At 56.8% G+C, this 15272-nt stretch carries 13 protein-coding genes; 1 reads left to right on the top strand and 12 read right to left on the bottom strand.

What is annotated here, in order from left to right; genetic code table 11:
* Positions 1-60: 60 nt before the first annotated feature.
* The 7 genes from B2U07_RS15535 to B2U07_RS15505 form a co-directional block, all read right to left on the bottom strand.
* The gene (locus B2U07_RS15535) at positions 61-522 is read right to left on the bottom strand and encodes a hypothetical protein (protein WP_296277283.1); all 462 of its coding nucleotides are present in this window, start codon (positions 520-522) and stop codon (positions 61-63) included.
* An 86-nt stretch (positions 523-608) separates the two neighbouring features.
* Complete coding sequence (locus B2U07_RS15530; protein WP_296277282.1) at positions 609-785, bottom strand: hypothetical protein; 177 nt, start codon at positions 783-785, stop codon at positions 609-611.
* A 2-nt stretch (positions 786-787) separates the two neighbouring features.
* Entirely contained in the window at positions 788-4429 is a 3642-nt protein-coding gene (locus tag B2U07_RS15525; RefSeq protein WP_296277280.1) for a DEAD/DEAH box helicase family protein, read from the bottom strand.
* Positions 4430-4477: 48 nt separating this feature from the next.
* Positions 4478-6043, bottom strand: coding sequence for a sigma-54 interaction domain-containing protein (locus tag B2U07_RS15520; RefSeq protein WP_296277277.1), 1566 nt, complete (start codon positions 6041-6043; stop codon positions 4478-4480).
* A 141-nt stretch (positions 6044-6184) separates the two neighbouring features.
* The gene (locus B2U07_RS15515) at positions 6185-6469 is read right to left on the bottom strand and encodes a hypothetical protein (protein WP_003160962.1); all 285 of its coding nucleotides are present in this window, start codon (positions 6467-6469) and stop codon (positions 6185-6187) included.
* Positions 6470-6480: 11 nt separating this feature from the next.
* Positions 6481-7641, bottom strand: coding sequence for a site-specific integrase (locus tag B2U07_RS15510; RefSeq protein WP_296277269.1), 1161 nt, complete (start codon positions 7639-7641; stop codon positions 6481-6483).
* Complete coding sequence (locus B2U07_RS15505; protein WP_019341962.1) at positions 7634-7867, bottom strand: hypothetical protein; 234 nt, start codon at positions 7865-7867, stop codon at positions 7634-7636. Before B2U07_RS15505 ends, B2U07_RS15510 begins: the two co-directional genes overlap by 8 nt.
* A gap of 147 nt (positions 7868-8014) precedes the next feature.
* Here B2U07_RS15505 and B2U07_RS15500 point away from each other — a divergent pair, with 147 nt between their 5' ends.
* The gene (locus tag B2U07_RS15500) at positions 8015-8227 is read left to right on the top strand and encodes a helix-turn-helix domain-containing protein (protein WP_003292745.1); all 213 of its coding nucleotides are present in this window, start codon (positions 8015-8017) and stop codon (positions 8225-8227) included.
* Positions 8228-8244: 17 nt separating this feature from the next.
* On the opposite strand, the gene B2U07_RS15495 is transcribed toward B2U07_RS15500, so the two are convergent.
* The 5 genes from B2U07_RS15495 to B2U07_RS15475 form a co-directional block, all read right to left on the bottom strand.
* Positions 8245-11343 (bottom strand): tyrosine-type recombinase/integrase, encoded by a 3099-nt coding sequence (locus tag B2U07_RS15495; RefSeq protein WP_144441039.1) that lies wholly within the window; start codon positions 11341-11343, stop codon positions 8245-8247.
* Positions 11340-13472, bottom strand: coding sequence for a hypothetical protein (locus tag B2U07_RS15490; RefSeq protein ID WP_244251203.1), 2133 nt, complete (start codon positions 13470-13472; stop codon positions 11340-11342). The genes B2U07_RS15495 and B2U07_RS15490 overlap by 4 nt, the downstream gene beginning before the upstream one ends.
* Positions 13473-14075: 603 nt before the next feature.
* Entirely contained in the window at positions 14076-14639 is a 564-nt protein-coding gene (locus B2U07_RS15485; protein ID WP_308462732.1) for a DUF6088 family protein, read from the bottom strand.
* Between the two features lie 44 nt (positions 14640-14683).
* Positions 14684-14947 (bottom strand): BPSL0761 family protein, encoded by a 264-nt coding sequence (locus B2U07_RS15480; RefSeq protein ID WP_296277255.1) that lies wholly within the window; start codon positions 14945-14947, stop codon positions 14684-14686.
* Positions 14944-15240 (bottom strand): hypothetical protein, encoded by a 297-nt coding sequence (locus tag B2U07_RS15475; protein ID WP_134619127.1) that lies wholly within the window; start codon positions 15238-15240, stop codon positions 14944-14946. Before B2U07_RS15475 ends, B2U07_RS15480 begins: the two co-directional genes overlap by 4 nt.
* Positions 15241-15272: the final 32 nt, after the last annotated feature.

The following is a 15272-nucleotide window of genomic DNA, read 5'->3' as shown; positions in this document are numbered from 1 at the left end:
TCCTGCAAAGACAGCCCCCAATACATCCGGGGGCGTCTTGTTTACAGCATGAACCGACGACTAGCTCAGCACACTCGGGAGAGTGCACTCAGCCAGCGCCTTCGGTCGAACACCCTGCGTTAGCATCATGGCGGTGACCATGAATTGCTTTTCAGGATGGATGAACGGACTAGTTGCTTTCAATCCGATCGCCTTGAGAATCTCCTCGTAACGCAAATGGAACGTGTTGGCCCAGGTGCGATAGATCAGCCAGTCGACAGGTTCATGATCACCACCGATAGTGGCGTGAAAAGTTACTTGTCGATAGCGGCTAATGGAGTAAACCTCGGGTTTGCGACGAAGCTGCAAGAACCAGTTGTCAAACTGCTGCAGATCTTCCTCGGCAACCATGGGGTTGATGTAGAAGAAGCAACGAATGGCATCTAGCTCCTTCCGTGGAATCGGCTCAAACGATTTCTTGTAAGGCGCATCCAGCAAAAGCTGAGGGGCTTGAGTGGCGCTGATTTTGAGTGAAGGCTGCATGGTGTGGCTCCAGTTGTGAACCGGCATGCAACCCCCAACCGGGAGGTGCATGCCGGTTGGACTTTTAAGTTTACTGAGCGAAATGCTCACTTCACGTTGGACAGCTTCCACTCTTCCACCGCCGAAGTAGCCTCGGCCTCAAAAGAGAAAACCCGCCCAGGCGACAGATCACCTGATTTGGCTTCTGGATAGCGCTTGGCAACTACCGCCCAAAACGCATCCATCGCCTCTTGTACAACGCTTTCAACTTCCGGATTGGACATTGTCATTCCTTAGGCTGCTTTAACGTTATTGGGGCTGAAGACTTTGCAATGGCCATGCTGGTAGTACTCCAGCAATGCATCGAAGCCTTCCCGATAAAACCGGCAACGTCATCGGGCAATTCCACGTCGACCACAATTGAACAGCTGATTTCGGCCTTGCCTGATTTTAGGGGAGTTGTTGCATAGCTCTTGTTCGGGTCCAGGCGGTCTGGGCATCCGGACTTTTCCGCGAGCTGTGCCTGGCCTGCTCGACGAATCGCTATCTCATAGAGCTCAACGTAAATATCCCCGCGCAAAAAGGGCTTAAGCACGGCCACCAGCTCGGTGACATCGGCGGGGGCGAACACGCCGTCGATGCCCTCGTGGGAGATGCTGGAAAACGGCGCGTCGTAGAGGGTTTCAATCACGATGCTGCCGTGCTGGGCGATGTAGTTTTTCAGCAGGTTCATAAAGCGCACCTGCTGGGCGGTGAGACTGGGATGGGCATGGAGGAACTGTTTGAAGTGTTCCTCGATGGCATGGGTATCCAGGCCGATGATTTCGCGCACGGTGAGGTGCAGTTGATCCGCTGTACGACCGTAGAACTCATTGAGCACCTCGAGGCTGACGCCGGGGTGGCTGGTGAGGATGGTCGAGGTCAGGGTTTTCAGCTCGGTTTCGGCAATCGGTTCGCCCTTGTGGATTTTTTGCAGGGTCGGGTTGGCGGCGAGCATACCGGCAAGGATGTCCTTGAGACGGCGGCGGTAGATCATGGCCTCGCTGGCACCGTTGATATAAACCGCGCGCTCGTCGCCCAGCAGGTTGCCATCCTTGGTTTTGGTGGTTTCTATACCGGAACCCGGCAGAGTGCCGGTTTGCCGGTATTTCATGATGCCGCGCAGTTCCTGGCGGGCGTTTTCCAGCTTGTCGATGCCCGGCTGCAGCCAGAACTCGGCGCTGCGGACTTCGGCGATTAGGGCATCCTTCTGGCGTACGGCCTGAATATTCACAGCGAGCTTGTCCAGCTCGGCCAGCAGGGCAATTTTGCCGTCCTCGAAGCAGGTGGCCTGCTCGACCAGGCAGCACTGAATACCGGCGATCAGCTTATCCAGCGCAGTGGCGTTTTTGTCGCGTAGCACGCGGGCGGACATTAGCGGGGCTATGGTGTTGGCCAGCAGGTGCTGGGTTTTGCCATCGAACTGTTGCAGCTGCTGGGTTTGTTGCAACTGGTGCACGGCGCGCAGTTCACGCTTTACCGCCACGCTGGTGTCGGGCAAGTCGTTAATGTCAGCACGCAACAGGGCAATGGCGGCATCAAAGGCGGCGGCATGGTTATGACGCAGGGCGGCCTGGGCCAGCGCCAGGCGGGCTTCGAAGGTGGTTTGCAGCAGGGATTTGCTGCCGGTGTCTTCCGGCTCCTGATACTCCTGCTCGAAGAAATCGAAATTGCCGTAGTGGTCGAAGATCAAAAACTCGGTTTTGTCTTTACCGGGGCCAAACAGGTTGGGGCGCAGGCGCGTGCCGCGGCCGATCATCTGCCAGAACTTGACCCAGGATTTGACCGGTTTGGCGAACACCAGATTGACCACTTCCGGCACGTCGATGCCGGTGTCGAGCATGTCGACCGAGATGGCGATGCGGAAGTCGTTGTCTGGCTTTTTGAATTCCTTGATCAGGGTGTCCACATGCGGGATGGCGTTGTGGATGACCTTGCAGACCTTGGTGCCGTACTGCGGGTAGAGCTTGCAGAAGAGCTTTTCCAGGTGCTCGGCGTGGTCCTGACGCTGGGCGAAGACGATGGTTTTGCCGACCAGTGAGCCGGTCTCATCCTTGATGCCGTTGTTGATCAGGTTTTCCAGGATGATGCGGTCGGTGTCTTCGCTGAAGATTTTGCGGCCGATGTCTTTGCCGGCGATGGTGGTGCGCTTGGCCTCCTCCTCGCCGAGGTCCTCTTCGAGCTGGCGCCTCTGATCTTCGCTGAGGTCGTTGTAGTGGATGCCATCGCGTAGGAAGTCCGTGGTGAGGTCCTTCACGCGGAATGGCACCAGATACGGCGGCTCATTATTGATGGCAGCATCGAGGCCGAACTCGAAGGTCGGGTCGGTGGTTTCGCAGTCGAAAATATCGAAGGTGTTGCGGCTGATGAACTTCACCGGAGTGGCGGTGAGGCCGACCTGCAGCGCATCGAAGTAGTCGAAAAGGTCGCGGTACTTGTTGTAGATGCTGCGGTGGCTTTCGTCGGCGATGATCAGGTCGAAGAAGCCCACATCAAGCTGGGCGAAGCGGTTCATCATGCCCGGGTAGGTGGCGATGTAGATGCGCGCGGTCTGGTCGACCTTGCCGGTTTCGCCGATCACACAGCGCGGCTCGCTGGGCAGGTTTTGCTTGAAGGCCTCATCAGCCTGCACGCGCAGCTCTTTGCGGTCACAGAGGAACAGCACACGTTTGGCCCAGCCGGTGCGCAGCAGCAATTCAGCCAGGGCGATGGCCACACGGGTTTTGCCGGTGCCGGTGGCCTGAATGATCAGGGCCTTGCGGCGCTGCTGCTGGAAGTGCGCGGCGACGGTTTTGATCGCTTCGATCTGGTAAGGGCGGTCGGCAATGCTCAGCTCGGGGTTGTGTTTCTCCAGCGCTGGGACGCGGTACTGGCGCTGATAGGCGAGGTATTCCAGGCTGTCCTTGCTGTAGATGCCGTACACCGGGCGGTAGGTGTTGTACTGCTTATCGTCCCAGATAAAGGTTTCGTAGCCGTTGCTGTAGAAAATCACCGGGCGCTGCATGCCCATGCGCTCGAAGCCGTCGGCGTACATGCGGGCCTGTTCGCGCCCGGCTTGCAGGCTGACATTGCCGGATTTCTTGGCCTCGATCACGGCCAGGGGCTGACCGTTGTCGCCCCATAGCACGTAGTCAGCTCGGCCCTTGCCGGAGACGTTGCCGGGGAAGTCGACCTCCACTTCCTGGCCGACCTGTGCGGGGTTGCTGACATCCCAACCGGCTTGCAAGAGCATGGCGTCGATCAGCAATGCGCGGGTCTTGGCCTCGTTCCACTGCAGGCTATCGGCCACCTTCTGGCTCTGCTGCTGACGCTTTTGCTGGTCAGGCTTGGCGGGCGGGTCGACCTTGTCGAGGTGGCGGGTGCGCTCCTGCTCCAGCTTGTCCATCACGCTCTGCAGCGCTTCCTGCTGCTGGTTGAGTTCCTTCTCATAGCTGGAGACGGTTTTCTGCAGGCTGGCCAGCATCGCCGTTGGGTCTTTGACCTCGGCAAATGCGGGGATCGAAGCCTGCGCGGTGCCGTAATACTTGATGGCCATGTACATGGCCAGTTGGTAGGCCGTTTTCAGGGCCAGCTGGGCATTGCGCAAATCACCTTCGGCACCGTGGGCGGTGTCGTTGCCCTGGATGCGCAGGAAGTTGATCTGGTGCACCAGCGGCTTGCTGACGCAATCGACAAACACCGGATTTTTCACCAGGTCGTAGAAGCTCGACTGCGGCATGCGCGGCAGCAGTTCTTCCTTGTAGATGGCTTTGGTCAGCTCTTCGGCAAAGCTGCGTAGACGGGTGAGCGCGCTGCCCGGATCGATGTGCAGAACAGCCTCGGCAAGCCCGGCGAGGTTGGCCAGCAGCTCGTTGCCGGAGCGGAGGAACTCGAAGTTGACTGATTTCATAAAGGCGATTCTGTCCATGTCGGTCCTATAGCGAGGACCGTGCCAGTTTTATTCGATGCCGTATTTGTCCATCCAATTGCTCAGCGTTTGCTGGCTTTTCAGACCTAGCAAGCTGGCAGCACGGGTTTTGTTGTTGCCGGTAAGCGTCAGCGCCTTGCGCAGATAATGCCCTGCCACCTCAGCCATTACCTGTTGCAGATCAATACCTTGGGTAACATCCATGGCCAATACATCAGCCTGCGCTTGCGGCAGCTTGAACAGTGCCTGCTCGATATCGTGGGCAGTAATCAAATCACCCTGACACCAGAGCGCTGCGCGCAACAAGGTGGATTGCAGCTCACGAACGTTGCCACGCCAGGGATGCTGAAGGATAAGATTTTTTGCTTCTGCGGAAATTTTCTTATCGCCGAGACTGGTGTCCTGGCTGGCAATGCCTGCCAGCAGCGCTTCGGACAGCAACAGCAGGTCACCTTCGCGCTCTCTGAGTGGCGGCAGGTGCAGAACACCCACAGCAATGCGGTAGAACAGGTCTTCACGGAAGCGCCCGTGAGCGACTTCCTGCATCAGGTTGCGGTGGGTGGCGGTGATCAGCCGCACATCGACCTTGAACTCCTGGTTGGAGCCGACTGGGGTGAAGGTGCCTTCCTGCAGTACACGCAGCAGTCGCACCTGCACATCCGGCGTCAGCTCACCGAACTCATCGAGAAACAGCGTGCCGCCATGGGCCTGCTGGAACACCCCAGGCCGATCGGCAATCGCGCCGGTGAATGCGCCCTTCTTGTGGCCAAACAGGGTGGAGTCGATCAGCTCCGGCACGATGGCACCGCAGTTCACCGCCACAAAGGGTGCAGCAGAACGTGGACCCGCATTGTGAATAGCGCGGGCAAACAGCTCTTTGCCGGTGCCGGTTTCGCCGTAAATCAGCACCGGCACCTGCTTCGCCGCGAGTATTTGCGCCTGCGCCTTGAGCACCAGCATGCGCTCGCTCTGCGTCACGATGCTGTCGAAGGCTGCATCCACAGGCGCATCCAGCCCGGCGAGCTGAACCAGCTTGTCGGTGCTGATGGCAGTGGCGGCTGGCACATACTCGGCGGCGATCTCAAACGGCACCTCAACCTGCTGCACGCCTTGTTCAAGGGAGGACTGGAAGAAGGTCGCCGGGTATCGGGTTTTGCCCAGCAGAATCCACACCGCTTGCATGGCCGGCGTGCCGGGGCTGAGCAGAATGGAGAGCTGGTTTGCGGGAGTATTGAGGCGCTTTAAATGCTGACTGGCGGCCTGGTAGATCTCGCCGAAATGAACGGGCGAGGACAGGGAAACGTAATGTGCGGTTATCGGTACATCTACCTGACCGCGCAGCCAGGCCAGGTAGGGCTCAACGCGCTCGGCAGGGTATGAGCACAGAAGCTCGACGCTATCAACGGAAACCGTGTTAAGGGTCGCCAGAATCGGGCCTGCCTCAGTGCCTGCGACTGCCTTGAGATCATTCCCGCCAACCCAACTGGCCAATACGCGTTGCTTGTTTACCACTGTCCCTGTTCTCCCGGCCTCCCTCTTGCCCATCTGCGGGCAAGAGAAAAATGTGCTCTGGTTCGCGTCCGGATAGTAAACCAATCCTTCAATCCGGGTCTTTAACTGCCTGACTGGATGTTCAAGTTGAGCTGTAGCAACAGCGCGGCTTTTGCTCCCAGCAAATATTGGTATGAGCTGCTGCCGGGGTAGAACGATGAAGGGGCCTTTCGGCCCCTTGTGAACTTAGTTAGCCAACAGGCTTTCAAGCTTCTCGATCAGGTAATCCAGCGGGCTACGCCCCTCCAGGCGTTTTTCGAAAACTTCGTTGCGGTGGTAGGCGACCCAGGTTTCGAGGGCATGCCGGTTATCCTTCTCGTAGCCAGAGCCCAGGATGCAAACAAGCTCAGTGCCATGGGGGTTCTCGAGGTAGTGACTCATGGCTGAAGCCAGATGCTTGAGGTACTTATGCTCGCGAGCCTCCATCGATGGATACAGAGGGGTTACGTTGTCACGTTTGATCAGTTTCATGGTGGAACTCCTCAGGCCTTGAGATTGGCTTTGATCAGGTTGTCGAAGGCACTGCCATCACGCCGCGTCAGGTTGGGCACATAGCGCGAATAGACACGGAACAGCATCTCGGTGGTGGTGTGTCCCATCTGCCGGGCGATCCACTCTGGGTTTTCACCAGCCGCCAGCCAGAGGGTCGCGGCTGTATGGCGGGTTTGGTAGGAGCGCCGCCTGCGCAAACCCAGGTGGCGCAGCAGCGGGTACCAAACCCGGTCGTTAATGTTGCGGTATGCGTGCGGCGTACCTTCGCGGGTGCAGAAGACGAACTGGCCGCTGCCGGTTTTCTCCCGCTGGCCGATGAGGGCCTGGTAAACCGGCTCGGACATGTCGATTTCACGCTGTGAGCCGTCGTTCTTGGTGTAGTCGAGCTTGCCGCCCACCCAGGTTTCACGGATCAGAATCTGCCGCCGCTGAAAGTCGACGTACTTCCACTGCAAACCATCAACTTCGGCTGTGCGCATGCCGGTGAAGAAACGCACCGTGTAGTAATTGCGGAAATCTTCACGCACTGTGCTGAGGATCTGCAGCACTTCATCCAGGGTGAAGGGCTCCACGTCTGTCTTCGGGACTTTCAGTGATTTGATGTTGAGGTATGGCGAGGTAAACTCGAAGCGGTCAGCTGCCTCACTAAGGATCATGCGCAATGGCGTCATGATGTGGTTGATTCGCGTCGCTGTCAGACTCTGACCTTTCTGCCCGGGGACTTTGCCGAGTGCCGAGCGGAAGGACAAAAGTTCTGCTTTGGTGATGGCGCTGACCTCTTTTTTGCCGAACTCAGGCAGCAAATGCTTATCGAGAGTAAGCCGTACGGTTTTGGCGTGCGTTTCACGCCACTCGACCCTCATCTCCTCAAACCACAGTTCGGCAAAATCCCTGAACAGCGGTGTTTTCAGCGATGCACAGCCAGCCTGCAGCCTACTGATCTCCAGTACTTTGCTGCTTTGAGGAAAGTAGGTGGCATAGTCGAAGCTCCCAAGGGTGATTTCTGCTTCGATGCGCTCCAGGATCTTCTGCAGTTTTTTCCGGTTTGCGGGCGTATCAGGCAGCGTGGTCTGCTCGCGGCAGCGCTGATCCAGGTAGGTGAAGTCAAAGAACAACTTTTCGTTGTCTGCACGCGCTCGAATCTTACCCATGGCAGATACCCCCGCCGGCCATCGGCACCAGCCCGGAAGTCCGCGAGAATTTCTGCATGTCTTCTTCGACTGCTTCCCAGATGAAAAGAATCTTGCGGCCGCCAAAGGGGCGGAAGTAGTGAATCCCTTCCAGGAGGACTGAATCTTTCAAGCGATTACGGATGGTGCGCGCGTCGTACTTCATGCGCGTGGCCAGTTCCTCGGTAGTCAGGTATGTGTGAGACATGGCTATGCCCTCTCTGCTAAATTGAACGACAGCGGATTCTTATGAGCTTCTGAGTGCTCATAATGACCTCCTGCAGATCAATATAGCGCTCATTTTGAGCTTTGCAAGGACAAAATGATCTTCTGCAGATCATTTTTGGAGATTTAGATGGTCAAGTGCCATTTGTCTCGCTTACTCGGCGAGCGGAAACTGAAGATCAGTGACGTGGTCAGGGACACCGGGATCAACCGCGGAACCCTCACGCGGCTCTATCACGAGACCGCGCAGAGGGTGGAGCTCAAGGACCTGGAAACGATCTGCCAGTACCTGAACTGCCAGGTGGGGGATTTGCTGGAATTGCAGGATGATCCGGAGGGCTGAATGCTCTCCGGACTTGGTCAGGCACGGAAATGCCAGTCGATGGAGGCCATCAGCATCAGGTAGCGCAAGGCCGCGCCGGAGTGATGGTTCTGCCTTGCCTCACCCTTCAGCTCAAGCTTCGCCCTTATACCCAAATGTAGATTCGCTACATCGTTACTCTCCGGCGCGTGCTGACTGAACGACCGGCGAGTGCTCCCGAGTTGCTGACGCCAGTAGGACTTGGTCGTCTTCGGCTTGTTAGCGTCGTAGACGATCAGCTCGATAGATCGAGCCGGAATACCTATAGCACTCAGCAGCCACAGATAGTCCTGAGCATGTTCCTCATCCCGATCGCGCTGGAATCGCAACGTGGTATCCGTCTTCCAGCAACGTTCAACAAAATCATCAATCACTCGCTGGGCGCGTTCGCTATCTGGGCCCTCGAGCAGTTCGTATAGGAGCTGAGCGTACTCGGCCACGGCCTCCCGGCCCCCATGTTTGGGAGGTGAAGGCAACAGCGATAGATACGACGAACCTTCTGAATGCAGAGTAGGTTGCAATCTATGTTTAGGCCTTTGGCTACTTGTGCCAGGACGCTGCTGCATGTCGCGGATATAGCGTGCCCGCTCCAACATTAGCGCACGCTCCTCAGCAGCAAACTCGACCCAGTCGAGGTTGATCTCCCGACCTGTCTGTTCGGCATATGAGGCATAGGCCAGCATCGACTCGATCGTTTGAATTCGCCCGATCGCCCAGTGATTTTCAATTTTCTTCGTTTGTATTTGCACGGCAGCTTGCCGAGCCCGCTTCTTGGCTTTGAGCTGCTTGGTCCGGCCAATTATCTTCAACAGGTGCTCAGCATCTGAGGTCCCAGCCATCAAGGGAAGGCTCACTCGAGCAATCGAGGCGACGTTATGTGCACTGAACTGCCAAGCTTTGGGGTTCCACTGCCAGGCTAGTGCCAGGACCTGTGGCAGGCAGTGAACATAGTGCAGCAATGTGGTCTTGGGGCTGCCATGACCAAGCAGGGCACTGACAATATGAACAATGCGCCGTGTGGGCCCGCCATTAAGGAGTACCAGCTCACTACGCAACCTACCAAGATCCTGCAGCCACCGGCTGGTTTGCGGTAAATCACCGAAAATAAGGCTTGGCGACGCATCAGTGATCAATCCCGTCAGCTTGAGCATCAACCAGGTAGCGCATGAGTGGCGTAGATGGTGGTAATGAATTAGCTGCGATCCCGTTACCGATCGCATGCAAGCATGCAAAGCCGGCAGCAGCGTGCTTTCGCTTATCCATTGTGTTTTCAGCTCCGGGATACAGAACAGAAACTCCGAAAAATGCGCCTCGCTTTCCTCAATCTGACGTTGCTGATACCAGCTCATCATTAACGTAAGTTCGTCAGGCTCCAGCAGCATTCGAAGCGGCAGCCTCCTGACCGAGTTCTGGGTTTTCAGGCCACGCTGTGCGTGGGGACGCACGAGCAGGTCAACGGACAAATCCAGTTCTGCCAGCGTTAGCTTGCGCATGTTTGGGTGACTTTGATGAATGCGCTTGCTGGCATCTGCTGCTAGCTGAGGCAGATGGATATCGCATAGCCGCAGCTTTAGAGCTTCGTTGCGTCGCAGACCAAGTCGGAATCCAAGAACTAGAAACAGTTTGGCAGCAGTCACTAGGCGCGGCGTTCGCAACTCCAGTCCACAGATATCCAAGGCGCGCAAAACCGCCTGATATTGATCTTCGGAGAGGATACGTGCATCCACGCTTACAACGTCCTGACCGATACCCAGCACGGCATATGGACTAATCGGAGGATAGTGGTAGCGACGCTCTAGGAACGTATGAAATTCATAAATCCCCTTGGCCAAAACCCGACGCTTGCCATCCGTGGGCTGGGCCTCGAGTAGACCTTCGTAGACGCTTTCCAATGCATCTGGCTCCAGCCTGAAAACCGTCAGACCATCCAGCTGCGTCAGAGCCCCCCCAAGCAGCCGAACATAGCGGGCTACCGTTGACCGTCCTATAACGTGGCCATACAGCGAGCCCCCAGACAGCATGTAGCCCGCCCACTCCTTCACTAGGATTTCATGCTCCCCGGCATGCTGGCCCGACTGGATAGGTAGGTCGGCACGAATCTGCTGGCATAGCTCCATTAGCCAGCCAGGCGCGTCCTCCTTCTCCTGTACCTCAGTCGCACCTCCGGTGCTGCCTCCATACGCATCAGCCGGGTCCTCCAGTCCGATTAGCCCAAACAGCTCGCCCCATGCCGAGGGGCGCAGAGACTGGGAAACAAACTTCTGCCGGCAGGCAAAATTGACCATTATCTGAGGCAGGCGTAACTGCATCTGTAGGCGCAGTAAATCCAGTAGCCCAGTCAAACTGCTTGGAAGATCGCTACCAGATACCCCAACTGACGTTAAAAACGCCCGGACGCATCGGATCTTGCCGCCCTTACGCTGCAGCTGCTCCTTCAGCGCCAGGAGGTCATCCGCGCACCGAAACATCAGAGCGAGCGTGGCCGGATCCGGAAACCATTGTCGGCACTCAGCCTCTGCCTTGCCACGAATGGGTAACGGCAGCCTGATCTCAGGCAAGCCCGCAAGCCAGTCGATCTGCTTCGGGGACACCGAAACGAGAGCATTCAGTTGCGCGACTTCCATCAGGCCAGCGCCATACGAGGCACTCATCAAGAATAGGCCGACGCGCTCTGTAGGAATCAGGGAGTCGAGCTCCCGTCTGAATCCATCCTGCATGGCCTGGAGCAACTGACGACTGAGACGTAATCGCTCAGCGGGATACAGATCCGGATTGATCGGGTTTGCTGGCCGTTCAACAGCAATAGCCAGACGCGCCAGCGGAAACCCCGGGAGCTGGCTACGCACCCGCCGAGTAATGCTGCGCAGCATGTTGCGCAGCGTGTGGTCAGTACCTAGATGGGCCTCCAATTCGCGCACATGCTCAACCGTAACTTCTCGAATGGCACGCGTACCCAGTAACCACTGGCCCAGCGGCACTCCGCAACTCCCGGCGATCAGCCTCAGGCGCTCACGCATTTCTCTTTTCCAGTCCGGCTCATGAGGAGCGGCGGACCACAGATACTCGATCTGCTGGTCATTCAGGCGTGACATATTCATCGCATCACACTCCACCGGCTCCCCTGTACGTACCAGCCCAGTGATTTCAACAGCCGCGTAATCCAACTGCTCATTTCTTCGGCATAGGCTGCGGGGCAAAACGAGGAATAGTGATCTTGCGGCTCTTCTCCGCGCAGCCAGTGGCCCATGAATGCGGCTAGCGCCTCTGCAGGGCAGCCACGCTCGAACAGTTCTGTGCGGATAAACTTCCGGTAGGCGTTAATGCGGTGCGGGATATAGCCAGCCACTTGCTCCATATGTAGGTACAGGGTGGCGGGCCTGATCTCTATGCGGCGGACTCCGCTCTCACTGTGCGAGAGGAGGAAGCCGCGGGACCATCGCTCGTCACCCTCCACGGTGGCAGAGAGAAGGGTTTTCGAGATCGCCGCGCAATGTGCGAAGTAGTGGGCCAATTGCCGTTGCAGCATTTCAGGCACGCAGACCAGCCGGCTCATGTGCCGATCGCCGCTGTCCTTATCAGCTATAGCGCCCATCCTCAGCAGCGGATCGAATTCGTCAACGAACCGCAGCGGGTTGCGGATAGCCCGGCAACCTGTGGATAGCATGAACATTTGCACAACCCACAGCGTGTACGCGTTATGCCAAGCAATTTGGCCATCTAGAGTAGAGGGCGGCCTCTTACGCAGTATGCTCGCCAAGGCGCTCACATTCGCTGAAATCGTCTCGGGCAACAGGCAGTGCGTCGCACCTACGCTACCGTCATGATCACTCTCATCCAGCTCTGGCAATTCGTACGCCAGCCCAGCACAGGCATAGACCTGTTGTAGAACCCGCCCTAGGGACGCACTGTAAATGCGTCGTAAATGGCTGACCCTAGGCTGCAGGTAATACTGCGGCGTTTGCGCAGATGGCACTCGAACGCCAGACAACATCCCAGCGATGGCTATGTCGTGAGTATCCGCGACAAGTCGGTGGAACAAATAATTCCTTACCTTTCCTAGGGTATACCTAGGGTCGCCTTTACCCAGAATCGAGAGAACCCTTCTGGCCTCTGTGACCAGCGCTTCGGTCTGATGTGTAAAAACACGATTGGATGCTCGAGGAAAATGTCGTAGTAGCGCTTCGATCAATGCAGAGCTGCCGGCCAGATCGGGCAGTAGCAGGCGAGTCTGTGAGGATCGGATTCCGGCTGAGGCCTGCCAACGCTCATCTCCTGCCAGCTCCGGACGTCGAACACCTACGCTGAACTGCCCGGGCGCCCCTCTCACCAAGGCCACTCCGTCGGAGCAGTCCATCTCCCGATCCACCACTATCAACTGAACGACATGGATTGGAGGTTGTCCGAGCCACAGACTGAGGTGCAGCATCAGGATGGCCTCCATCCGTAGCTGAGCCTGCACGCAGTCTTGGTTGCTATTCAGTTTTTGCCGACATGCTATGAATAGATCGCTGGCACCGAACAGCAGATCTCTCAACTCCGCAAGCGTGAATTGGGCATAAGTAAACGGCAACTGCTGCCGGCTCCGTACAATGTGATTCTCGATTCCCTGCTGGCTTAGCAGGTCAGCAACGAACGGTCGCTCAATACCGTCATCGTCCAGTAGCCAGATCTCAGCAGCAGGACTCAATTCATCTGGAGCCAGCCCATCGACATCCTCATCAATCGTTGGTGATTTGGTGAGAATCTGATAGTGGCCCGGCAACTGATCCGGATCATCTGGATCACCCAGGACAAACCCACGGTGGTCCTCAGCAATGAAATGCGTTAGCTCCGGAGTATCCGATTTTCCTCGTCTGCCGCGGCTGCCACCCCCGTTCGACCTCGTCTGCGGCACCTCTCCCTGGCTGTAACGGACCAATCGGGTAATTGAAGCGAATCGATCCGCATTTTCCGACCTGGAGTCGGGTGCTGAGAAACCTCGGCATGCCGCCACGAAACTGGCCGTGGTACCCCAAACCCTCAGTTCTGAGGGAATGATCAGATGGCGCGTTTCGCACAACCACCTCAGATCTAGGAACGCGGCATAGCGCTGGGCAGACAGTTGAAGCTGACTAGATGTCTGCGTTGCCGCTATCAATTGAGCAATCAGGCGGTCGTAGTCTGGTGCATTCTCTGTGTCTCGTGGCGCATGCCACAGCGCGGCGTACGGGAACCCATACGTTTTCACACCCCGGCTCAGCACAGGGTTTCGAGTAGGCGGGGGCGTCCCCAACCAGAAGCGGCTACCCAAACGCTCCGAGATGTGGGGCTGACTGCTCAGCGAGACGATCCACTGGGATGCCTCTCGCCATACGAGCGGATCACAGTTTCCTATTTTGATAGGGGAACCAAGCTCGGATACGCGCAATGCGCGTAGCAGCCCTGCCACCATCCGTGGCAAGTCGATTAGGTCAGGGTGTGCACAAATAACATCGAGGATTTGCCCGATTACCTGGCCGGATTGGCCCTGCTCTGAGGCTAGAGAAATTAGCGCTTGTCGGTTCATGTGGTTGTCGCTCTACAAAGGGTTCACCTTCATAGTGGGAGCGCCAAACCCCTCATTCGGACATGAGCACGGACCGAGATTTTTCATTACCGGTTCCGCGCAGACGCAGAAGCTCCCATGTCCTTAGGAAATGACGGGTAGCGAGCAGATTTTTGATCAATCCATGCTGCGAAAAAATTGTTCAGCCATATGATATTTCCGCGCATGCGCGGGTTTTACAGAGGGGCGGCCAACTCCTCCTTGTCAGGTATTTCCGCCGCGCGTCGACGAAATTCCAGACTGAACTTATTTCTCAGTCAGCGCTATGCGCATCCATTTCGGCATTCTGCAGGCCCATAGTTTTTTCATCTCTTCGGGGCTGAGAGCTTTTTTGACTACAGCAACATTTTCCGGAGTGGTGCCGCCTTTACCGAGATAAAAAAGCGCGCTGATGGCCATCCCGACCCTGCCACCTGCGCGCTGCATAACCATCGGAGCAGCATGCATGAGCCTGATCTCTGCCTTCCCTACATATATCGATCGACTAGGGCCGCTGGTGTAATAGATTGGAATGACCGGCATCTGTGTACTCAGACCGAATCGCCTCACTGCATCAGCGCCATGAATCTGCAGTGTCCAACGGTTTTGCTTGGCAATCAGATTTACCAAGTCCAATGGTCCAGGACGCACAGCTCGGCCAGTGCATTGGCTGTATTTGGGTCGCATGTAAATGCCACGACACACACGCTCAAGCTCGCCCCGCCGAACCAACTGGGCTACTGCTTTGGAGATGGCCGTACTCGTACCAAGCTCTGCGAAGTCTCTGATGCTGAAAGGTCTTCCTTTTCGCAGCCGCTTAACCCGTTGCATAACGAGTTGAGATACCGGCGGTTCAGACAAATAGCGGGCCATTGCTATCGTTCATACTCCAGCGACGAGCAGAGCAGTGGCTGGTGGAAGGCGATTACCCGCCGTCGGTATTCATCTTCAAGCGCTTCGTTTACCAGACATTCCTCAAGGCGCCCCAGCGAGAAAATTTGATCGGCAGATGGATAGTGCCTGAGCAGGCTTTTCGCATAGCTGCGGATATCCTGCGGTAACCCCGAATGACGGGAGAGCTCACGCAGGAACTCCTCTGTTTTGACGATGGCGCGTGTTCTCTCAAAAGGAAGAGTCAATCTCGTTGTCTCCTGGTCATGAACTCAAAGTCCTGGATAGCTGGCTCACCATCGTCCATCACACAGCGCGTAGTTAAGCGCCGCGGCCATTGAGGCGAAAGTACCAGCACGCCCTTGATTAGCTCCAGTGGGTAGAACAGCAGTCCATCAACCTGGAATTCCTGCAGGCCTTCCCGCCCGCTGTGAAACCGCTCCAGATAAGGTGCAATGCCAATTAGTTTTTGCCGTGCAGAAAGCTGCAAAGCCTGCAGTCTTGGGCATGCAGACCAACCCGGATCTGTGTGCTCAATCATGACTGCACTCCGTCTTGGCCTCCTGCCGCTCC

The sequence above is a fragment of the Pseudomonas sp. UBA7530 genome, from assembly GCF_002479365.1.
Lineage (GTDB): Bacteria > Pseudomonadota > Gammaproteobacteria > Pseudomonadales > Pseudomonadaceae > Aquipseudomonas.
The sequence above is the reverse complement of the archived record's forward strand: the minus strand, read 5'-3'. Positions and strand labels throughout refer to the sequence as shown.